At 64.0% G+C, this 22,045-nt stretch carries 11 protein-coding genes and 1 pseudogene; all 12 read left to right on the top strand.

Going from position 1 to position 22,045, the window contains the following annotated elements:
* Positions 1–44 precede the first annotated feature (44 nt).
* Positions 45–1,563 (top strand): annotated as a pseudogene (locus tag ACQCST_RS07735) (fibronectin type III domain-containing protein); the annotation flags it as partial.
* Positions 1,564–1,720: 157 nt separating this feature from the next.
* On the top strand, positions 1,721–2,692 hold the full coding sequence (locus ACQCST_RS07740) for an AAA family ATPase (RefSeq protein ID WP_426998698.1): 972 nt from the start codon (positions 1,721–1,723) through the stop codon (positions 2,690–2,692).
* 79 nt (positions 2,693–2,771) lie between these two features.
* Complete coding sequence (locus ACQCST_RS07745) at positions 2,772–4,106, top strand: DUF58 domain-containing protein (protein ID WP_426998699.1); 1,335 nt, start codon at positions 2,772–2,774, stop codon at positions 4,104–4,106.
* Positions 4,103–6,628, top strand: coding sequence for a transglutaminase domain-containing protein (locus ACQCST_RS07750; RefSeq protein WP_426998700.1), 2,526 nt, complete (start codon positions 4,103–4,105; stop codon positions 6,626–6,628). Before ACQCST_RS07745 ends, ACQCST_RS07750 begins: the two co-directional genes overlap by 4 nt.
* A 224-nt stretch (positions 6,629–6,852) precedes the next feature.
* Positions 6,853–8,130, top strand: a complete 1,278-nt coding sequence (locus ACQCST_RS07755; protein ID WP_426998701.1) for an RDD family protein — start codon at positions 6,853–6,855, stop codon at positions 8,128–8,130.
* Positions 8,127–9,098 carry a PP2C family protein-serine/threonine phosphatase gene (locus ACQCST_RS07760; protein ID WP_426998702.1) on the top strand — a complete coding sequence of 324 codons (972 nt, stop codon included), beginning with the start codon at positions 8,127–8,129 and terminating at the stop codon, positions 9,096–9,098. The genes ACQCST_RS07755 and ACQCST_RS07760 overlap by 4 nt, the downstream gene beginning before the upstream one ends.
* Positions 9,070–10,782, top strand: coding sequence for an FHA domain-containing protein (locus ACQCST_RS07765; RefSeq protein ID WP_426998703.1), 1,713 nt, complete (start codon positions 9,070–9,072; stop codon positions 10,780–10,782). Before ACQCST_RS07760 ends, ACQCST_RS07765 begins: the two co-directional genes overlap by 29 nt.
* Positions 10,779–12,728 (top strand): serine/threonine-protein kinase, encoded by a 1,950-nt coding sequence (locus ACQCST_RS07770; RefSeq protein WP_426998704.1) that lies wholly within the window; start codon positions 10,779–10,781, stop codon positions 12,726–12,728. Before ACQCST_RS07765 ends, ACQCST_RS07770 begins: the two co-directional genes overlap by 4 nt.
* An 86-nt stretch (positions 12,729–12,814) precedes the next feature.
* Positions 12,815–13,519 carry a hypothetical protein gene (locus tag ACQCST_RS07775; RefSeq protein ID WP_426998705.1) on the top strand — a complete coding sequence of 235 codons (705 nt, stop codon included), beginning with the start codon at positions 12,815–12,817 and terminating at the stop codon, positions 13,517–13,519.
* Positions 13,516–17,961, top strand: a complete 4,446-nt coding sequence (locus tag ACQCST_RS07780; RefSeq protein WP_426998706.1) for an FtsK/SpoIIIE domain-containing protein — start codon at positions 13,516–13,518, stop codon at positions 17,959–17,961. Before ACQCST_RS07775 ends, ACQCST_RS07780 begins: the two co-directional genes overlap by 4 nt.
* A 950-nt stretch (positions 17,962–18,911) precedes the next feature.
* A complete protein-coding gene (gene ligA, locus ACQCST_RS07785) occupies positions 18,912–21,161 on the top strand; it encodes an NAD-dependent DNA ligase LigA (RefSeq protein WP_426999111.1) in 2,250 nt (749 codons plus the stop codon).
* On the top strand, positions 21,158–22,000 hold the full coding sequence (locus ACQCST_RS07790; protein WP_426998707.1) for an inositol monophosphatase family protein: 843 nt from the start codon (positions 21,158–21,160) through the stop codon (positions 21,998–22,000). The genes ligA and ACQCST_RS07790 overlap by 4 nt, the downstream gene beginning before the upstream one ends.
* The last annotated feature ends 45 nt before the right edge of the window (positions 22,001–22,045 follow it).

Below are 22,045 nucleotides of genomic sequence, written 5' to 3' on the forward strand. Positions count from 1 at the left end.
GTACCGGGAATGGTTGGGTAGGCTGTCGCGGGTAAGGGAGAGCCAAGTACACGGTGTACGGCGCGGGCTACCGGCAGGACTGCCCCGCGAATTCGTGCACGCTCACCGGTCTGACGAACAACACCAAATACCACTTCCAGGTCACAGCGAGCAGCGAATTCGGTGAATCCGAGAAGTCCCCGGCATCTGCCGAAGTCCGCCCGGATGTAAGGCCGGATACACCGCTGGCACCCGCATTGAAGTTCGGAGACAAGCAGCTCTCAGTGACCTGGGTGGCTCCGGCCAGCAAGGGCTCACCCGTCAAGAGCTACGATCTGGAGATATCACCTGCGCCTGCGGGCTAGAACGCCCAGATCCAGAACCTGACGGCGGTGAGTTATGTCTGGAAGGCCTGCAGAACGGCGTGGCCTATAAAGTACGTGTGCTGTGCTGGCCCGGAACGATGCCAAAGATCCTTCCGAATGGAGCGCCTACTCCGCCGCGGAAGTACCTGCAGGCGTTCCCGTGACGCCGGCCGCACCATCTGTTGCCGGAGCGGGATCCGTTGGTGATCAGAGCCAGCGCAAGGTCAGCTGGACGGCGCCGAACAATAACGGTGACGCCATTTCTTCGTACACGCTGACAACCCGGCGCGGCGGAGCAGTCGTCGCCAGTCAGCCGGTTGCGTCCGGAACATCGCAAAACGTGACGGTGAACAATTCGGAAACTGATTACACCTTTACTGTCTCGGCGAGCAACAAGGCAGGCACCAGCGGCGACAGTTCGCCGTCGGCTCCTATCCGGGCGGCCGGTAAACCAGGGACTGTCAACAGCGGCAACGTGGCAGCGAACGGCATATCCGGACAGCTGGAGGTGACGTTTACCCCCTGACAGCGGCACAGCGGAACGGATCCCAACCCGACGAGATCCGGTACAGCTACAACGCTGCCGGCAAAAGCGGAAGCATTAATGCCCATGGAGGGACCATCACGGGAATGCCGAACGGCACCGATGTCACCGTCAACATCATCGCCACCTCCATCAAGAACTACGTGTCCGGCGACGCCAAGGCGATCGGAACCGCCTACCCCTATGGGCCGCCGAATGCGCCAAACGTTGACGGCAGAAAGTCGGCGACCGGTGACGGCGAGGTTCACTGGACGTGGAGTGATCCGGCAACAAACGGCCGCGCCCTGGACCACTACGAGGTGAGTCTCGACGGCGGCGGGCGGACGGGGGTTGGTAAAGCCAACTCGTTTGATGCGTCGGGAGGCGGCTGGGACAAGGCCCACACGCTGAGGGTCCGGGCGTTCACCGTTGTTTTCGGCGCCGCGGGAAGTGCATCGTCCACCTCGGGGAACGATCCGACGCCGCCTCCCCCGGCGTCAGAGATAAGGGCGCACAACAGCACTTGCCCCGGTAGGCCCGGGTCAGCCGGATAGCTACAATCCAAGCGGGCCGTCGTGTGGCGTGGGTTGGGTGGAAAACTCCTGGGGCTGGTTGAACATCAACTGCACCAAGGACATCTACGGTAACGGAACAGGCTGGTACCGGCTGGCTGAGACAGCAAAATCAGGTTGGTAAGTAAAATCCGCCACGGTGGACCTCTACGGTTCGAAACCCGGCGGTTGCTGATCCATATCGATCAATTAGACTAACCGCTGGATGAAGCCTTAATCCTGCAGGCCGGCCGGCAACAAACACCAGGCTGACGCACCCAACACTGAAGAGGATCCACCCCATGACAATGACAACTGAGCAGGCCGCCTGGTTTGCAGGCACGTTCGAGAAGCTCGTTGCCAACGTCGGCCAGGCTGTGCTCGGCAAGGCCCACGTCATCCGGCTGACCTTCACCGCCATGCTGGCTGAAGGCCATGTGCTGTTCGAGGATGCCCCGGGCACCGGCAAAACGTCGCTGGCCCGTGCGATGGCAGCCACTGTCCAGGGCTCCAACAACCGCATCCAGTTCACTCCGGACCTCCTCCCGTCAGACGTCACCGGCGTGACCATCTACGACCAGAAGACGCAGCAATTCGAGTTCCACAAGGGGCCCATCTTCAACAACATCGTTCTGGCGGACGAAATCAACCGTGCCTCGCCCAAGACGCAGTCCGCTCTCCTGGAGGTCATGGAGGAATCACGGGTAACGGTGGACGGCGTCACCTACGAAGCGGGACGTCCGTTTATGGTCATGGCAACCCAGAACCCCATCGAACAGGCCGGCACCTACCGGCTTCCGGAAGCCCAGCTGGACCGATTCCTGATCAAAACCTCCATCGGCTACCCGGACCACGCCTCCACTGTGAAGCTGCTGGGCGGCGCCAACATCAAAGACCGCTCCAAGGAGCTGCAGCCCGTGATCACCACGCAGGCCGTGGCCGATATGGCGGATCTCGCCGCCACCACCCATGTCGACACCGCCGTGCTGGAGTACATTTCCCGCCTGTGCGAGGAGACCCGCAGCGCCCCGGAAACCAGGGTGGGCGTTTCGGTGCGAGGAGCCCTGGCCATGGTCAGGGCCACCAAGGTCTGGGCAGCGAGCCAGGGGCGCAATTTTGTCCTGCCGGACGACGTCAAGGAACTCGCCAGCGTCGTCTGGATCCACCGCTTTGTGATGGACCCCGAAGCAGAATTCTCCGGTGCAACAGCCGAAGCCGTGCTCACGCGGGTCCTCGGGGATGTAGCCGCCCCGCAGCAGCGCGCCGCAGTCTGACCGGCCACCCGCCGGCAGCCCCGACTGGCCGGATCCGCCCTCCGGCAACCATTTTCCCAGCACGAACAAAGGCCCACATATGTCCAGCAGCACTCCGTTGAACCGGCTTGCTGAACGCCTGCGCAGGCAGTTCCTGCAGTACCATGGCAGGCCCGCCCGCGTCCACCCCTCAAAAGTCTGGGCCGAGGCCAGCGATACCGCAGGAATGGCACTGGCGCCCGCCTGGCGAACCGTCCGCGGGTTCTGGTTCCGTTACGTGTGGCCGGTGCTGTCGGTGGTCAGTGTCCTGGGCTGGTCCGTCCTTGCCGCCTCCATGCTGCTGTGGACGGTGGGACAGGCCTTTGGCTGGCAGGAGGCCAAGGTCGCCGCCATCGCCGCTTCTGTGCTTTTGGTCATCGCCGTGGGTTTTGTCCTGGGCCGGTCATCGTACGGTGTGCTCCTTGACCTGGCCAGAACCCGGGTGGCTGTAGGTGACAGCGCCGTGGGCAGCATCGCGGTGTCAAACACCTCAGCCCGGCCTCTGTTGCCGGCAGCACTGGAGCTTCCCGTCGGCGCAGCCACAGCCGTTTTCCACCTGCCCCGCATGAAGCCGCAACAGGTGCACGAAGACCTTTTTACCATTCCCACCGCCCGGCGGGCAGTGATTGTGGTCGGGCCTGTGCGCTCAGTCCGCGCAGATCCGCTCCACCTGCTGCGTCGCCAGGTGCTGTGGACAGAACCGGAGGACCTGTACGTCCACCCCAAAACCGTGGCCCTCGTGGGATCCGCCGCGGGCTTCATCCGCGACCTTGAGGGCATGCCAACCACGGATCTGTCCAGTGCAGATATTTCCTTCCACGCCCTGCGGGACTATGTTCCCGGTGATGACCGCCGGCACATCCACTGGAAGACCACCGCCAGAACCAACAAACTCATGGTGCGCCAGTTCGAGGAGACCCGGCGTGCGCACCTGGCCATCTCGCTCTCCATCAACACCGACGAGTACGCGTCCGAGACCGAGTTTGAAATGGCGATTTCGGCCGCTGCCTCCATCGGACGCCAGGCCATCCGTGAACAGCGTGAACTGGATGTCCTCACCCAAAAGGGTCCGCTGAGGTGCGAAACCGGCCGGAACATGCTGGACGACATGACCAGGATCGTCGGAGCGCCACTGCGCAGGACCGCCGTCGACCTTGCCCGGACGCTGGCAGACACTGTTCCCAACGCGTCCGTTGTTTTCTTTGTGGTGGGCAGCAACGTCACCCCCGCCCAGCTCCGTTCGGCCTCGGCCTCGGTACCTCCAGGCGTCCGGAGTCTTGCCGTACGTCTGCAGGCAGGCGCCGCCCCGGCACGGGCAAATATCGCAGACCTGACAGTGCTCACCCTGGGCGATCTCGCTGATCTGGCCATTGTCCTGAGAAAGGCGGCCGCATGAGGTCTGCAACCGGCCTCCGTCCCCGCATGCAGCAGCCGCACAACGGCGAGTCCGCTTTCGCGGACGGCCGGCCGGCCTGGCATTTCGCGCTCGACGCCGGCGCCCTTGCGGTGCTGCTGGGGCTGGGAGTCCTCGGATTCAGCCTCAGCTTTGGTGGCGACCCTTATTACCTGATCGCTGGCTTCGGCGGCATTGTGCTCGGCCTTGCGATAGCCGCCTCCAACGCGCACTTCCGGCTCGGGATGCTCATCACCAGCGCCATGGCCCTGGGCGCCTACCTCGTCTTCGGCACCGCACTGGCCGTTCCGGATGCCGCCATTGCAGGTTTTATCCCCAGCCTTGATTCATTGCGCACTCTTCTGCTGGGCGTGGTCTTCGCCTGGAAGGACATGCTGACAGTGGGCGTGCCGGTGGGCACCGCCGGCGGAATGCTCATTGTTCCGTTCCTCAGCTCCCTCATCACGTCGCTTGCTGCAGGCCTGCTGACCTGGCGGGTCAAGAGCCCCTACTGGCCGCTTGTTCCGGTGCTGGTGCTGTTTGTCACGGGCATCGCGTTCAGCACCAACGCCGGGTTCCTCACCGTGGAGCGCGGTATTGCCCTGACCGTGGTGGCCATTGCCTGGGCCACGTTCCGACGCGACGCCCTGCGCCGCAGCGATTCCCGGAAAGTTTCCGTGAACCGGCCCCAGGATGATGCCGCCACTGCCAAGCGGGCGAAAATTCGCCGCCTTGCCACTGCAGCGGCCGTCATCGCAGCCAGCGTGGGCATCACGGCCATCGCGTCGCCGCTGGTCACCGCCGGCGACGACCGCAAAGTCCTGCGCAACGCCATTGTGCCGCCGTTCGACCCCAAGGACTTCATCACCCCGCTGGCGAGTTTCCGCAACTTCGTCAAGGACAAAAAAGACGACAACCTCTTTGTGGTCAAGGGGTTGCCCAAGGACGGACGGGTCCGGCTGGCTGCGCTGGACTCCTTCAACGGCACCAACTACAACATGGACCCCAATGGATCCGGCAACTTCAGCAAGGTGGGCGACGCCAAGTCAATCAACACCCTGGCCGACTCGTCGGGGATTGTGCCCACCAACGACTACACCATCAACGTCAGCATCGAGGATTATCAGGGTTACTTCGTACCTGGCGGCCGGAAAACCACTGGCATCAGCTTTACCCAGAGTGCTTCCGGTGCGGCCAGCGGGCTCTACTTCAACTCGGGGACAGACACCGCAGTCACAACCAAGGGACTGTCCAAGGGCGATTCCTACAGCGTCCAGGTCTCTGATCCCGCAAAACTCGAACATGGCCAGCTGACGCAGTACGACTTCGCCAAACTGACCTTGCCTGATACGGCGGAGGTTCCGCCTGTGGTGGGATCGCAGGCGAACGACCTTTCCGCCGATGCGCCCACAGCCATTGACCGCGTCCGCCAGATCGAGGCGCATTTCCAGAAGAAGGGCGCCTTCAGCAACGGACTGGTCACTGAAGGCCAGCTGCCGAGCGTCTCCGGGCACGGTTCGGCCCGGATCCGGAATCTCCTGACTGCCAAGCAGATGTTGGGTGACGATGAGCAGTACGCCGTGGCCATGTCCCTCATGCTGCGGCACCTGGGCATTCCTTCGCGGGTGGTTATGGGGTTCTATCCGGATCCCACCAGCCCCGAAAACGGCGCCGGAGAAGTGAAGATCACAGGTAAAGACGTCCATGCCTGGGTGGAAGCGGCGTTCGACCGTGCGGGCTGGGTTTCTTTTGATCCCACGCCGCCAAAGGACAACATCCCTATCCCGCCGGACCCCGAAAACAAATCCAAGCCCAAGCCGCAGGTTCTGCAGCCACCGCCCCCGCCGCAGGAACCGGCCGACCTCCCGCCGGATTCTTCACCGGATGCCCTGGATGCCGACCAGAAGAAAGACAATTCCTGGCTGTTCTGGGGCCCGCTGCTTGGCGCGATCGGAATGGCACTGATTCCTATCGGGATTCTGGCACTGCCGCTCCTGCTGATTGCCCTGCTCAAATCGCGGCGCCGGAAGGCACGCTTTGTGGAAGGGCATCCCGCCCAACGTGTGGGCGGTGGCTGGAATGAAGTGCTCAGCCTTGCCACGGACATGGGCGCCGGTGTGGACAGCCGCGCTACCCGGCGAGAGTCCGCCGTCGTGGTCGCCGATGCCTTCCCCGGCACACAGGCCACCACCACCATGCTGGCCAACAGGGCCGATGCCTCCATCTTCGGCGCCGGCCAGCCGAGCGAGGAGGAGGTCCAGGAGTACTGGACTATCGTGGACACCTCACTCAAGGAAATGACCGGAACGGTTGGATTCTGGCGTCGTCAGCAGGCGCGGTTCTCGCCACGGTCCCTGCTATCTGACGGACGGAACGCCCTCAAACTGCGCGCCGGCAGGTCTGAGGCACCGCAGAGTGGAGCCCCCGGCAAGGGCAGGCGCGATGCCGGTACAGTGGATTCCGGCCCGGAAGACGTGTCCACCGTGCTCAAGGGCACCGTCAGGAAGAACCTCACCGAACAATGAGCCATAACGCCGAGCGCTGCCAGCGCTGCCAGCAGGTGATTCGCCCGGGGGCAACATACTGCACCGCCTGTGGGGCGCCACTGACCAACCGGGCGGCGCGCAACCTGCGAAATGTTGACCAGGCGCAGAAGGCCCTGATGGACCGGGCTGCGGCGCACAACGGCCAGATTCCCGGTACTATCCCGGTAATACAGGCAGGGCACAGTCGAGGGGGAGGAACCGGAATGGCAGTCAATCTTGAGTTGGTACCGGCCGTGGCGGGCAAACGCCTCGGCGCTGCAGTGCTGGACTGGCTGGCACCGGCGGTGGTGCTGGTGGTGGCGTTTACGATCGGATTTTCCAGTGTGACCCGGACACAAAGTGGCGGCTTCATTGTATACGACACCGGCACACTGGTGGTTTTCGGCAGCATCGGCATTGCCCTGGTGCTCATCTACATGGTTGTCCTGATGACCTGGGAAGGGCGGTCGGGCAACTCGATCGGAAACCGCCTGATGGGGATCCGCAGTGCTGACAGCGATGGTTTTGCACCGGGCGCCGCAGGTGTTTTTGTGCGCGGCGTCGTCACCGGCGCGGGTATGCTGTTCGCCGCTATTGCAGCGATCATGGTACTCGCCTTCCAGTGGTTCGGCTTGGCGCTGTGGATCCTGGGGCCGCTTGCACTGCTGGGCGCAGTCTGGGCGGTTGCCGTGGTTGTCTCCAACTCCTGGGACAACAACGGCAAACTCCGCGGCTGGCACGATTCCGCAGCCAAGACCATCGTCTTTGATGTCACGGCCGGCCGGAATCCCGTGACTACGGGCGGTATTCAGGGACCCTACAGCTTCGCACCACTGGACCTCCCACCGGTTCAGCGGGTGTCCTCGCCGGTGGCCGGTGCCAACACCACCCCGCAGGTCATCAACGCACAGGCATCGCTGAATCCGAACATGTGGCAGGCTCCCGGGACTCTTCAGCCGGCCGCTGCGCAGCACCCGGCGGGGGCGCAGCCGTCGGCCCCGGTGGTTCCCCAGCCGGCATCAGCCTTTTCCCAGCACCAACCGGCGACCATTGCCCCGCAGGCTCCGGCCTCTGCAGAGCAGATGCCCGAACCGCAGCATCAATTCCACCCGGACGATGACCATGACCGCACGCAGATGCGTGGCGGTGCCCAGCAGCCACCCGCTCCCGTTGCCGTGCTTCGCATACGGCTCGACGACGGCCGCGACTTCCAGCTGGACCGCTCCGTTCTGATCGGCAGAAATCCGGCAGCCCAGACAGGGGAGCAGCACGCCCTGCTTCTGGCAGTGCATGATCCGGGACGTTCCATCTCCAAGACACACCTTCATGTACTCACCGATGGTGCGGGTATCTGGGTGACCGACCGTAACTCCACAAACGGCAGCGCGGTCAGCACACCGGACGGTATCCGGACCTCTCTCCAGGCCGGCGTCCCGGTCTTCGTCAGCCCAGGATCCGCCGTCCATTTCGGTGACCGCACCTTCCACCTAGGACAGGCATGAATTCACAGCCGGCCGCTGTTTCCCACACAACCGGCGGCGCAGCCGGCCTCAGCCTCAGCCTCAGCTACGGCTATGGGACGGACCGTGGCCTGCGGCGTGAACTCAACGAAGACTCGTTCATTGCCTCCGACCCCGTCTTCGCCGTAGCCGACGGCATGGGCGGTCACGAAGCGGGAGAGATCGCAAGCGGAATGTGTGTCCGCGCCCTGGCAGGGATGCCGCAGCTGGCCACCGGCGAGCGAAGTGCAACGGCAGCCCTCCTTCAGCAGTACCTGATCCGGGCGGATAGCAGCATCCGGGAGGCTACCGGCGCGCGGGCAGGAACCACCCTGACCGGCGTGGTGGTTGTGGAGCAGATGGGAATGCCCTACTGGTTGGTGATGAACATTGGTGATTCCCGGACTTACCGCCTGAGCCAAGGCGGCTTTGGCCAGGTAACCGTGGACCATTCCGAGGTCCAGGAGTTGGTGGATGCGGGCGACATCACCCCTGAACAGGCGACGGTCCATCCGCGCCGGCACGTTGTGACCCGGGCGCTGGGCACGGGGGACGAGACCGAAGCAGATTACTGGCTGCTGCCAGTCGAGGAGGGCGACCGGATCCTGGTGTGCTCCGACGGGCTCAATGCCGAGCTGACCGACGAGCACATGTTCCGCATCCTCAGCACGGTGGGCCAGCCCCAGGATGCCGTGGATGCACTGATTCAGGCCGCGCTTCGCAACGGTGGCCGAGACAATGTCACAGCCATAGTGGTGGACGCCAAAAATGTACTGAACGACGCCGGCCTGGCCACCACCGCGCCACGCATTTCGTCTTCCGCGGAAGATGAGGACACCCTGCCCCGCGCCGAAATCGTGCCTTTGCGCACCGGAACCGGCGACGGCGACGGCGCCGACGATGCAGCTGACGTTGAGCCTGCCACGCAGGATGGCGCAGAAAGTGAGGACCCCGGACATGCTGGCCAGTAGCTATGTTCCCGGCACCTGGTTGGGAGTAGTCCGTTCGCGGACCGCCGTGATACTCCGCCCGGACGCTCCTCAGGAACTGGTGCACTCGCTGTGGGAGCTGCTGGGCACCGGACCCGAGATCCATGAAGTGCTCCATGCCGTGACCCGCGGATTTGGACTCTCGCTGACTCAGATCCCGTGGTTTGGAATCGTGGATTTCCAGGACTCGCTTCGTGTTTTCCTGCGCGGGGACATTGACCTGACCGTACAGCTGCCAACCGGTCCGGTGGAGCTCAACGGCCGCGACGTCACCACCTGGACGGAACGGTGGCTCGCAGTTCCCGAGTGGTACAGCCTCTCCGTGCCCGGCGAAGCAGCAGGAAATTCCAAACTTCCGCTGGGCGAAGGCGTGGTGCTGCTCCAAGGGTTGAAGGTGGCCGTGACTGCCTCGACCTCCGCAGCCGGGACCCGGGCCGCCCCGGAAGTCACCCCAGCTGCCGGCGCCAACGCCGCATCGGCACACGGTAGCTCGGCACACGGTAGCTCAGAACACGGTGTCTCGGAACACGGTGCTTCGGCTGACACCATGATGAGCATCGGAGATGAGGAACAAGTGCCGGCTGAACAGCGCGACGCGACGGAAGCCCCCGCTGTGCGGGAGCAGGCCGCCGTCCCTGAGCAGGCAGCACCGTTGGAGCCGTCAGCGGTTCCCCGCAGCGAGCTCACCGGAAGCTACGACCACCTGTGGGAAAAGACGGTGGTCCGCACGATCGAGGACGCCGCAGTGCGCGAGCCAGAAGAGGACCCTGGCCACGAATCCGCGGAGCAGGATCCTCTTCCTGTGGATGCCGGTGATTCGCCTTCTGGAGATTCGCCAGCCGGTAAAGCAGCGCCCGGAGGAACAGACCCCGGGAATATGGGCGGGGCTGATGAACTGGTGTCCGCCGACTCGCCTGAGCCCCAAAACGATGCAGGAACAACCAGCGGTCTGATCGATTCAGTGCCGTGGCACAGCACCGGAGGCGACTCGCCGAGGCAGTGGACGCCGTCGACGTCGGCCTCTCCACCGGCGGCCGGCCAGACAGCCGCCACACTGTCACTCGCACCTACGGAGCTCTGGCAGGCCACCCCAGCCCAGCACTCTGATGGCGACGGAGACCACGACGGCCAGACCATCATGAAGGGTGACCTCGGCGGCATGGTTGCCCACCCCGCACCGGTCAGGCCCGCTGAAACTGATCCGGCAGGTCCGCTGGTCCTGGCCCGCGTTTGCGCGCACGGCCACGCTAATCCGCCCACCAACTCGAAATGCGTCAGCTGCGGCCTGGCACTAGCCTCGGACGCAGTACAGGTGCCGCGCCCCAGGCTCGGGCGCATGCGCGTGTCCACTGGCCACATCATCGATCTTGATCAGTCTTTGGTGATCGGCCGGCAACCCTCGGTGTCCAGGGTCCAGGGCGGGGTGATGCCCAGACTGGTCCAGGTGGCAAGCCCCAGCGGCGACATCTCACGGTCCCATGTTGAAGTGCGCCTCGAGGGATGGCACGTGATGCTGTGCGATCTGAAAGCGACCAACGGCACGGTGCTGGTTCGGGAAGGACAGCAGCCGCGACGCCTGGCGCAGAACGAAATGGCTATCCTCCTCGACGGTGATATCGCTGAACTTGGTGACGACATTTCGCTGCGGTTTGAGGAGATTCTGTGAGTACCAGGCGGCCAGTTGCACCGCCGCCTATCCCTGGATTCACGTACATCAGTCTGCTGGGCTCCGGCGGATTTTCCGATGTGTACCTTTATGAGCAGGACCGTCCACGCCGCAAAGTTGCTGTCAAGGTCCTGCTCTCGGATCTGAAAACCGAGGGTGCCCGGCGCCGTTTCGAGTCCGAAGCGAACCTGATGGCGCAATTGTCCTCGCACCCCTACATCGTGACCATTTTTGAGGCTGAGGTCACCGAGGGTGGCCACTCATACCTCGCTATGGAGTACTGCTCGCGGCCCAGCCTCGACGTCCGCTACCGGAGGCAGCGCTTCAGCGTTGATGAGGTCCTTGCGGTGGGGATCCAGGTAGCGTCCGCCGTTGAAACTGCCCACCGGGCGGGCATTGCGCACCGCGACATCAAACCGGCGAATATCCTGGTCACTGACTACAACCGCCCGGCCCTGACGGACTTCGGCATCTCCGGAACCCTGGGAAGCGACGCCGACGAAGACGCCGGAATGTCCATCCCGTGGTCGCCGCCCGAGCAGTTCCGGGACGGACCCGTGGACGGCATCATGGTGGACATCTGGGCGTTGGCTGCCACGCTTTACACCCTGCTTGCCGGACGGTCCCCGTTCGTGATGCCCGGTGCGGACAACTCACAGCGGGAGCTGATTTCCCGCATCACAGCCATGCCGGTGCCGCGGCTGGGACGCGCTGACGTTCCGGAGTCCCTGGAGCTGGCATTATCGACGGCCATGGCCAAGTCCGCGGCCTCCAGATATTCCTCCGCCCATGCCTTTGCCCTGGCGCTGCAGCGGATCCAGGCTGAGCTGAATCTTTCGGTGACTCCGTTTGAGGTGCTCGAGGAGCCGCATCATGACGGGAGCCACCCTGACGACGGTTTCGAAGAAACCCGGGTCCGGAATATCGCGTCCATCGATCCGGAAAAGACCGGCAGTGCCCCCACCTTTCCGGCCCGGACCCGCCCGCAGAATCCGCGCCCAGGCGCCACCGGGTCCGGGGTTCCTGCTTTCCCTGCGCCGATCCGGTCCCTTCATGAATCACCTGCCCCCTCTGCGGCAGTGCCGTCACCTAGCCCTCCACATCCGTTGTCCTCGCGCCAGATGGCCGAACCGCCGCTATTCGCCGGCCAGGGCGCGGAGGCGGTCGTCGGAAATGCCTTGACTGGGGATGACTGGGACCAGGCCACGATGCTTCGTGGCGGCACGGGCACTGGTACTGGCACTTCAGGGCGGGCTACGGAGACCCAGGACGCCACCATCCAGCGAGCCGGCATCATGCCGTCCGCACTGCGGGACCCATCGCATGAGCCTGCGGTTTCCGGTTCTCCGGCTGCGCCGCTGCACGGTTCTCCGGCTGCGCCGCTGCACGGTTCTCCGGCTGCGCCGCCGCAGGGGAGACCCGGCCCTGGCGGAAACCGCGAGGATCAGGAACTGGACGCCACGGTCAACCGCCCGGCGCTGGCGGGGGAAGTCGGCCAGGACGCCACCTCGGACCACGGAAAACGAAATCTGTGGCTGTCCGTCTGCGGCGCCGCCGTGCTGCTGCTGGCCGTGGTGGTGGGAATCATTGTGGCCACAGCGGCACCGGAACCCAAAGTCCAGCCTAGAGACCCGATCAGCAAGGCGCCCGCGGATGCACTGGACAACGGCACCGTCCCCGACGTCTCAAATCTGGCCGGTGCCGTGGGCCCGTCCGGGAAGGTGATGTTCAGCTGGACCAACCCTAAGCCGGAGGCCGGGGATGTGTACAAATGGCGGATCAAGACCGTCAAGGACAGCGGAAACTACGTCAACACAACGCTGACCAAGGTGGATGTGGTCGGCAACCCGGGCGAGCCCACCTGCATCCAGGTGATCGTCGTCAGGAGCGACGGTTCGGCGTCCCCGGAAGGCGGGGAATCAATTGCCTGCGTGGATACGAAATGACAGATCCGGGCCGGATTGAACGCTGACGCCGCGGGTAGGACCTACAGCATTGAACAGCAGTGTTGCTCGACTAGGAGGCACGGAAAATGGGGGATCTAGCAATAGATTTCTGTGGTGAGTGGTACGACCCCTCAGACGAGGACGTCTTCAGCATCGGACGTGAAGGCGACCTGGAGGTCGACGACAACCCGTATCTGCACCGGCGGTTCCTGCAGATCGCGCGCTATGACGGCATCTGGTGGCTCAGCAATGTGGGCAGCATGCTCTCCGCCACCGTGGCCGACGGCTCCGGCGGCATGCAGGCCTGGCTTTCGCCTGGCGCAAGGATCCCGCTGGTATTCAGCCACACCAACATTATCTTTACGGCCGGGCCCACCACTTACGAGTTCGCGGTCCACCTGAAGACGCCGTCCTTCCGCCAGGAAGCCCGCGACGACGACAGCAACGGCGAGACCACCATTGGCCCCGTAGTGTTCACCGAGTCCCAGCGGGCGCTGATTGTTGCACTTGCCGAGCCCATGCTCCGCCGCGATGGTACCGGCTTCAGCGCCATTCCGAATTCTGCGGCAGCAGCCATGACGCTGGGCTGGGCGCTCACCCGGTTCAACCGCAAGCTGGACAATGTCTGCGACAAGCTGGACAGGGTGGGCGTAGCGGGCCTGCGGGGCGGTGGCGGGAAGCTCGCCACGAACCGCCGGGCCAGGCTCGTTGAGCATGCCGTCACATCGCATCTGGTAACCGCCGATGACCTGTACCTGCTCGAAAAGATGAGAGGCGTCGACGAAGGGTGAGAATACGACTGACTCTGCGTCGGGAACCGGCCGAAGCCAAAGATCTCGCCGTCACCGTTGACGGTCTGGCCACAGTGGCTGACATCGCCGCACAGCTCTGGGTCGCTGACCCGGAACGGCGGGGCACACCGGCGCCGGGCAACCTCTCGCTCACCATTGACGAGGCCTTTGTTGCCGGGGGCATGCGTGGCAACGTATTGACCCGCACGGACAATCTGCTGGAATCAGGGCTGCGGCCGGGTTCCGTTGTGTCACTGACCCAGGTCAGCGAGCACTTTTCCACGCCCGGAGCCAGCCGGGGGCCCGTCGCGGCCACGCTTCGGATTCTGTCCGGGCCCGACGTCGGCCAGGAGTTTTCGCTGCCGTCCGGTACCAGCTACATCGGCCGCGACCGGGACGTGGATATCAGGCTCTCCGATCCCATGACCTCCAAGCGCCACGCCCGGATCACGGTGGGCGAAGCTGTGGAGATTGTGGATACCAACTCGGCCAACGGCCTCCTGATGGACGGGCTGCCCGTTTCACGCGCCACCCTGGACTCCTCTGACACAGTGACGTTGGGCGACACGACCCTCACTGTGGTGCCGCTGCCACGAAACCAGGCGGCAGCACCGACGTCGCCCCTGGTTGATTTCAACCGTTCTCCGCGGGTGGTTCCCCGTTTTAATACACTCAAGCGGATTTTACCTGCCGGGCCGAAACGCCAGGATCACCACCCGTTTCCGTACATCATGCTGCTTGCCCCGCTCCTGATGGGCGGCCTCATGTTCGCCTTTACCCGGAACCTGCTCTCTGTTGTGTTCATGATGATGATGCCGCTGTTTATCATCGGCCACTACATGGACCACAAGATGCAGGGCAAACGTGAGCTCAAGGATCAGGTGAAGCAGTTCCGGGAAGCCATCGCCGCCTTCCGGCAAGACATCACTGAGCTGCAGCACATCGAGCGGTCCGTCCGGCTCCAGGAAGCGCCATCGGTCAGCGATACCGTGGATTCGATCTACAAGCTCGGTCCGTTGCTGTGGACTCACCGGCCGGAACACCAAGGCTTCCTGGGCCTCCGCTTCGGCCTGGGGACGGCGCCGTCGCGCATGATCTTTGAAGAGTCGAACAGCAACGACACCGAAGTGGAATACATGCGCGAGATCCAGGACTGCCTCAAGCAGTTCCAGGAGATCGAGGGCGTGCCTGTTGTCTCGCAGCTTCGCACGGCCGGCGCCTTCGGCCTGGCCGGTTCCCGTGGCCTGGTGGACGATGTCGCCCGCGGCATGGTGCTCCAGCTGGTGGGTCTCCACTCACCGGCGGAGGTCATCGTCACCGCCATCACCTCCGCTCAGTCCAAGGAACGCTGGAACTGGCTGCAATGGCTTCCCCACGTCGGTTCCGGACACAGCCCGCTCAGCGGTGACCATCTCGCAGCCGGCTCAGCGGCCGGTTCAAGGCTCCTGGCCCGGCTGGAGGACCTGCTGGACACCCGGGAAGCCGCGGCCAAGACGGCACGGCCTACCCACCGCGCGGGAGTCGAATCGGAGGCTGCGGAGGTCCCCGGGCCGGTGCTGCCCGCTGTGCTGGTCATCGTTGAGGACGATGCGCCGGTGGACCGGGGACGCCTGACCCGCCTCGTGGAACGGGGCCCGGATTCTGGGGTGCACGTTATGTGGGTGGCCACCAGTATGCAGGCGCTGCCGGCCGCGTGCCGCGATTTTATGGCGGTCGACGGCGATCACGGCACCACCACCGGTCAGGTCCGGCTGGGACGCCACACCTACCCGGTGAGCTGTGAGAGCCTCGACGCCGAGCTCGCCGCACAGCTGGCGCGGATGCTCTCGCCCGTCGTAGATGTGGGAAAGCCGGTTGACGATGACTCCGATCTTCCGCGTTCGGTGTCCTACGCCACGCTTATCGGCAAGGACTTCATGGACAATCCGCAGGCTGTTGCGGACCGCTGGAAGGAAAACAATTCCGTCCACTCCACGGCCGTGGCCAACCGCAAGGATAACGGCACGCTCCGGGCCCTGGTGGGTTCCAAGGGTGTCGAACCGCTGTACCTGGACCTGAAAAACGAGGGCCCCCACGCACTCGTGGGCGGCACCACCGGTGCCGGCAAATCAGAGTTCCTGCAATCCTGGGTGATGGGCATGGCCGCGGCCTATAGCCCGGACCGGGTCAGCTTCCTCTTTGTCGACTACAAGGGCGGTGCCGCCTTTGCCGACTGCCTGCAACTGCCTCACACGGTGGGCCTGGTGACTGACCTTTCCCAGCACCTGGTGCGGCGCGCCCTGACGTCCCTCCGTGCAGAACTCCATTTCCGGGAGCACCTGCTTAACAGGAAGAAAGCCAAGGATCTGCTGGCCCTGCAACGGGAAGCGGATCCAGAGGCACCGCCCTACCTGATCATCATTGTGGACGAGTTCGCGGCCCTTGCTACCGAAGTGCCGGAATTCGTGGACGGCGTGGTGGATGTGGCCGCCCGCGGCCGCTCGCTGGGGCTCCACCTCATCCTGGCGACGCAGCGGCCGGCCGGCGTGATCAAGGACAGCCTCCGCGCAAACACAAACCTGAGGGTTGCCCTGCGTATGGCAGATGAGGACGACGCCACCGACATCCTTGGCGTGCCAACAGCCGCCTATTTCGATCCGTCGATCCCCGGCCGTGGTGCTGCCAAGACCGGCCCCGGCCGGATCCAGGGCTTCCAGACCGGCTACGCCGGTGGGTGGACCACGGAGAAGCCACAGCGGCCACAGATAGACATCGTGGAAATGGCATTCGGCTCGGGCCCCAGCTGGGAGGCTCCGGCCCCCGAAATTGCGGTTAAGGAAGAGCCGGCCGGCCCCAATGACATCGCCCGGATGACGGCCAATATCGTCAAGGCTGCCGAGGTCCTGTCCATTCGGCCGCCCCGGAAGCCGTGGCTGAATGAACTGGCCACCACCTATGACTTCTCCAAATTGCCCAATCCCCGCACGGATGAACGCCTGCTGCTGGGTGTCGCCGACGACCCCGTACACCAGGACCAGCCCACGGTGTTCTACGAACCGGACAAAGACGGCAACATGGCCATCTACGGCACCGGTGGTTCCGGGAAGTCTGCGGCGCTGCGTGGCGTTGCCATCGCCGCAGCCGTGACGCCACGCGGGGGCCCCGTGCACGTCTACGGCATCGACTGCGGTTCTTCGGGCCTGAAAATGCTGGATGAACTGCCGCACGTCGGAGAGATCATCAACGGAGACGACGTCGAGCGCGTGGGGCGGCTGCTCCGCTGGCTGCGCGAGCTGGCCGATGACCGTTCCGCCCGCTTTTCCGAGGTCCGGGCCTCCACGATCGTGGAGTACCGGATGCTGGCGAACAGGCCGGCGGAGAAGCGGATCTTCGTGCTGGTGGACGGCATGTCCGCATTTCGTGAGGCGTATGAGTACAGCAGGCTTTCTGCCCTCTGGGACATTTTCCTGCAGCTGGCCACCGACGGGCGTCCGCTGGGCATCCATCTGGTGGTCACCGGCGACCGGCCCAACTCCGTGCCGACGTCGTTGCTGGCCTCCATCCAGCGGAGGCTGGTGCTCAGGCTCTCGTCCGAGGACGACTACATGTCCATGGATGTCCCCAAGGATGTCCTGAGCCAGAGCTCGCCTCCCGGCCGCGGTCTGCTTGGCAGCCTTGAAGTACAGCTGGCTGTCCTGGGCGGCAACTCCAACCTTGCCCTGCAGGCCCGCGAAGTGCACAAACTCAGTGAAGCCATGCTGCGCCAAGGCGTGGGAAAAGCCCCGCAGATCGAACGGCTGCCGGAACGGGTGGACCTGGACATCCTGCCGGCGGGCAGTGTGGACCTCCCGGTCATCGGTGTGGATGACGAAACTCTCCAGCCGGCCGAGATCATGGCCAAGGGTCCGCTGCTGCTGGCAGGTCCGCCCGGGGCCGGCCGTACCGTCGCCCTGGTCACCATCGCCTATGCCCTGCGCCGTTCCAACCCGGATACCGAGCTGATCTACATCGGTTCACGCAGATCCGCCGTGGCATCACTGCCCATCTGGAACCGTTCCCTGATGGGTGCGGATGACGTGGAGGAAGCGATCGACGAGCTGGTTGACCACTCCTCTGGGAACCCGGGCAAGCTGGCAATCTTCATCGAGGGCCTGACCGAATTTACGGATACCGGCGCGGAGTCCGGAATTGAGCGTCTGGTGACCACTTCCATCAAGGCAGACCAATGGGTGATCGGGGAGTCGGAGACCTCAACCTGGTCGTCGGCCTGGTCCCTTTCGCAGCCGTTCAAGTCGGGCCGCCGTGGCCTGCTGATCAACCCTGGCGATATTGAAGGCGACAGCCTGCTGAACACGTCGTTGGGCAGGATCAGCACCGATTTCATCCCCGGGCGCGGTTACATCGTTGGGCGTGGAAAGGTCCGGAAGCTGCAGATCGCTTTGCCTCCCGAGAACCGGAACTGAAGATCCCCTACTCTTCTCCCGCGGACCTTGTCAGGGCTTATACGTGGTCCGCGGGAGTTCCACCGGATTTGCCACCGTGCGGCGTGTTGTAGGAAGATACGCGGGAGATGAATTCGCTGCAGAGGGGGGCTGCGCACTGTTGCAAAGGTAACCATGCCCCGACCATTTTGCTTGCGGACCGCAGTTCTTCCTGCGTTGACAGCATTGGGGTTGGCGCTCTCGGTGGCTATCTCGACAGCCGGTGCCGTTAATGCCGCGCCTGCGCTCTGCCCACCGGGTAAATCCTGCGAAATCACGATCCCACCGGTTGGCCCCACAGAAACACCGACGCCGACTTCCCAGCCGACAGGGACCACTGGGCCCGCCCTCCCGGCGCCAGTCCAGCCTCCCGCGCTCCCTGCGCCGGCACCAACGGTTCCGGAGCCTTCGCCCACGCAGGCCTCGGAAGTCACCGAGACTGCGGCCTCAGCATCCGTCTCGGCGTCCACCACCCCTGGCCCGTCAAGCGCAGGCCCCACTGCTGCCGCCCCCTCAACAGAGTCCAATTGGAACAAACCAATCCGGAAGTCGGAGAAACCGAGTCAGGCCGCAGCCATTTCTGCAGGCGAAAACGGTCCGGGCCCGGGAACGCTTGGAGTCTTCGGCATCATGGGTGGCGTGCTGCTGGTTGGTTTCGGCGGGATGGCCTTCGCACTGTGGAGCCGGAACCGCCTCGCCTCACACTGACGCCGTTCCCCATGACGGCCGTGGCTAGTGCTGCATGCGAATGGTCCGGGGGCAGCAATGCGCCCGGACCCTGCGTTTTTAATCAGCTGTGAAGGAGCCACTGTCGGTAGACCTTCGGGAAGGCAGCGTCATTTCGTCCGCACATTGTCGGAGGTGTAGGGCAAGATGGTTCTGTGAGTACAGCACCCGGCCCCGCAGAAATAAACGCAGAAATAAACGCAGAAATAAACGCAGAAATAAACGCAGAAGAATCAGCCACCGGGACTGCTCCGGAGGTGGTTCCTTCCGAATCCGTCCGTACGGAGTACCTGGACCTGGCGGATCGCGTCCGCACATACCGCTTCGCCTACTACCAGGAAGACTCCCCGGTTGTTTCGGACGCCGAATTTGACGAGCTGTTCCGGAGGCTGGAGGAACTGGAGGCCCTGCATCCGGAACTCGTGTCAAACGATTCGCCCACTCAGGAAGTAGGAGGCGAAGTCTCAGCGGCGTTTGCCGCCGTCGACCATCTGCAGCGCATGTACAGCCTGGAGGACGTCTTTTCCCTCGGGGAGCTGCAGGCGTGGATTGCCAAGGCAGAGGCCGGCGTGGCAAAAATCGGTGGAAGCAATCCGCCACCTGCCTGGCTGACGGAGCTGAAGATCGATGGCCTCGCCGTCAACCTGCTCTACAGGGACGGGAAACTCATCCGCGCAGCCACCCGCGGTGACGGCACCACCGGCGAAGACATCACGCATAACGTACTGACGATCAAGGAGATCCCGCAGTTGCTCACCGGCACCGGTTTTCCGGCCGAGATGGAAATCCGGGGCGAGGTGTTTATTCCTTCCCAGGCATTCGCGGAATTTAACGAGGCACTGGTCGACGCCGGAAAGGCCCCGCTCGCCAACCCGCGCAACGCTGCAGCCGGCTCACTGCGCCAGAAGGATCCTGCCGAAACAGCCAAACGTCCTCTCCGGATGTTTGTTCACGGGATCGGCGCCCGCGAGGGGCTGGAGACCGCCAGCCAGTCGGAAAGCTATGCGCTCCTCAAGGAGTGGGGGCTGCCTATCAGCCCGTACTTTCAAGTCCTCGCCACCCCGGAACAGGTCATCGAATTTATCTCGAACCATGGGGACAAGAGGCACAGTCTTTTGCACGAGATCGACGGCATTGTGGTCAAAATTGATGATTTTGCCACGCAGCGTGCCCTTGGTTACACATCCCGGGTACCCCGTTGGGCTGTGGCTTACAAGTACCCGCCGGAGGAAGTCCACACCAAACTGCTGGAGATCGCGGTCAATGTGGGCAGGACCGGACGTGTCACACCCTACGGGATCATGGAGCCCGTCAAGGTCGCCGGATCCACGGTGGAAATGGCCACGCTGCACAACCAGGATGTGGTCAAAGCCAAAGGCGTGATGATCGGCGATATCGTGATTCTTCGCAAAGCCGGGGACGTGATTCCGGAAATCGTCGGGCCCGTGCTGGCCCTGCGGGAACTGCAGCATCCCGCGGTCCGTGCCTTTGTAATGCCCACTCAGTGTCCGTCGTGCGGGACCCCCCTGGCGCCGGCAAAGGATGGTGACATTGATATCCGGTGCCCTAATTCGAGGTCGTGCCCGGCGCAGCTCAGCCAACGTGTGGCGCACCTTGCCGGCCGGGGTGCCTTTGACATTGAAGCTCTGGGTGACGAGGCAGCGTTTGCGCTGACGCAGCCTGCCGAACCGGAGATCCCGCCGCTGACCACGGAGGCGCTGCTTTTTGATCTGGTTCCTGAGGACCTTGAAGCGGTGCGTATCCGGCGCGAAAAACGGTCCAAGGGTGTGGGTACCGGCGAGTTCGAACTGGTGCCCTATTTTTTCAGCAAAGCAACGGCGAAGGCCCCGTCCAAACCGACGTCAAATACAGACAAGCTCTTCAAGGAACTGGAAAAGGCCAAATCACAGCCGCTCTGGCGCGTACTGGTGGCGCTGTCCATCCGGCACGTGGGCCCCAGGGCATCACGCGCCATGGCCACGGCATTCGGCACAATGGACGCCATCCGGCAGGCCTCCGAGGAACAGCTCGCCGGAGTGGACGGGGTTGGTCCGACCATCGCTGCTGCCCTGACGGAATGGTTTACGGAAGACTGGCACAGGGACATCGTTGACAGCTGGGCCGCTGCAGGAGTGCGGATGGCCGATGAGCAGGACGCGTCAGCCCCAAGAACACTGGAAGGACTGACCATAGTGGTCACCGGAAGCCTGCCCAACTTCAGCCGTGACGAGGCCAAGGAAGCAATTCTGATCCGCGGCGGCAAAGCAGCAGGCTCGGTATCGAAAAACACCAGCTACGTGGTGGCCGGGGAAAGTGCCGGAACCAAACTGGACAAGGCAGAACAGCTCGGCATCCCGGTCCTTGATGAAGATGGATTCCGTGAGTTGCTGGTGGCTGGTCCTGCTGGTCCGGCTGGCCATGCAGAACCGTCGGACACGGACGGAGATTCCGAATGACCCCGGATCCCGCCCGGCTGCCGGCCCCGCCGCTGGAGTCTGTCCAGTTGCTTGAGCTGGCCAAGGAAGCAGCAGCCGCCGGTGCCGCGATTCTGTCCAAACGGAACGGTGCCGTCCTTGGCGTCAGCAACAAGGGTGAGGCAGGGGACTGGGTGACTGCCTTTGACCTTGCGGCCGAGAACGCCGTACGTGGCGTCATCACTTCGGCCCGGCCGCGGGATGTCATCACGGGCGAGGAACATGGAACCACCCGGCCGGATTCCCCCAGCGGCTACCGTTGGTCCATCGATCCCCTCGACGGCACCACCAACTTCATCCGAAATATCGTCTATTACGCAACCTCCGTAGCGGTGGCAGATGCCGAAGGCGCCTGGCTGGCCGGCGTCGTCAACGCCCCGGCGCTGGGACGCGTCTACTACGCGGCCCGCGGCTACGGCGCATGGCTTGAAGAACAGGGCCAACGGACCGAGCTGACCGGCCCGGTGCCCGGACGGGTCGGCCGGATTCTTGCCTCCGGCTTTAGCTACGATCCCGGCGTCCGGGCAGAGCAGTCCGCCCTTCTGGGCGGGCTGATGAGCGGCTTCGCTGACCTCCGGCGTCTCGGTTCGGCTGCCCTGGACCTGTGTCTCGTGGCCGACGGAACCCACGATGCCTACGGCGAACGGGGCCTCAACGAACACGATTTCGCCGCAGGCGCCCTCATCGCCGAGGAAGCCGGCTGTTGGGTCCGGCGGCCCAATCTGACCAGTCCGCTTCAGGGCGGCCCCTCCGACGATGAACGGTTGGCTGCCTGGACCTGCGCGGGCACGCTCGAACTGTCCGGCAGGTTTCCGCTCTAGCCGTTGAGCCGCCGAGCCCAGAGCTTCAAGTTACCGCGGGGCAAT

It is taken from the genome of Pseudarthrobacter sp. N5 (assembly GCF_050157035.1).
Taxonomy (GTDB): domain Bacteria; phylum Actinomycetota; class Actinomycetes; order Actinomycetales; family Micrococcaceae; genus Arthrobacter.

Bases quoted from the DNA above. Each gene is read 5' to 3' on its own strand.
- ACQCST_RS07755 (WP_426998701.1), top strand. From the start codon at position 6,853: ATGGCAGTCAATCTTGAGTTGGTACCGGCCGTGGCGGGCAAACGCCTC.
- ACQCST_RS07790 (WP_426998707.1), top strand. From the start codon at position 21,158: ATGACCCCGGATCCCGCCCGGCTGCCGGCCCCGCCGCTGGAGTCTGTC.
- ACQCST_RS07775 (WP_426998705.1), top strand. From the start codon at position 12,815: ATGGGGGATCTAGCAATAGATTTCTGTGGTGAGTGGTACGACCCCTCA.
- ACQCST_RS07740 (WP_426998698.1), top strand. From the start codon at position 1,721: ATGACAATGACAACTGAGCAGGCCGCCTGGTTTGCAGGCACGTTCGAG.
- ACQCST_RS07760 (WP_426998702.1), top strand. From the start codon at position 8,127: ATGAATTCACAGCCGGCCGCTGTTTCCCACACAACCGGCGGCGCAGCC.
- ACQCST_RS07750 (WP_426998700.1), top strand. From the start codon at position 4,103: ATGAGGTCTGCAACCGGCCTCCGTCCCCGCATGCAGCAGCCGCACAAC.
- ACQCST_RS07745 (WP_426998699.1), top strand. From the start codon at position 2,772: ATGTCCAGCAGCACTCCGTTGAACCGGCTTGCTGAACGCCTGCGCAGG.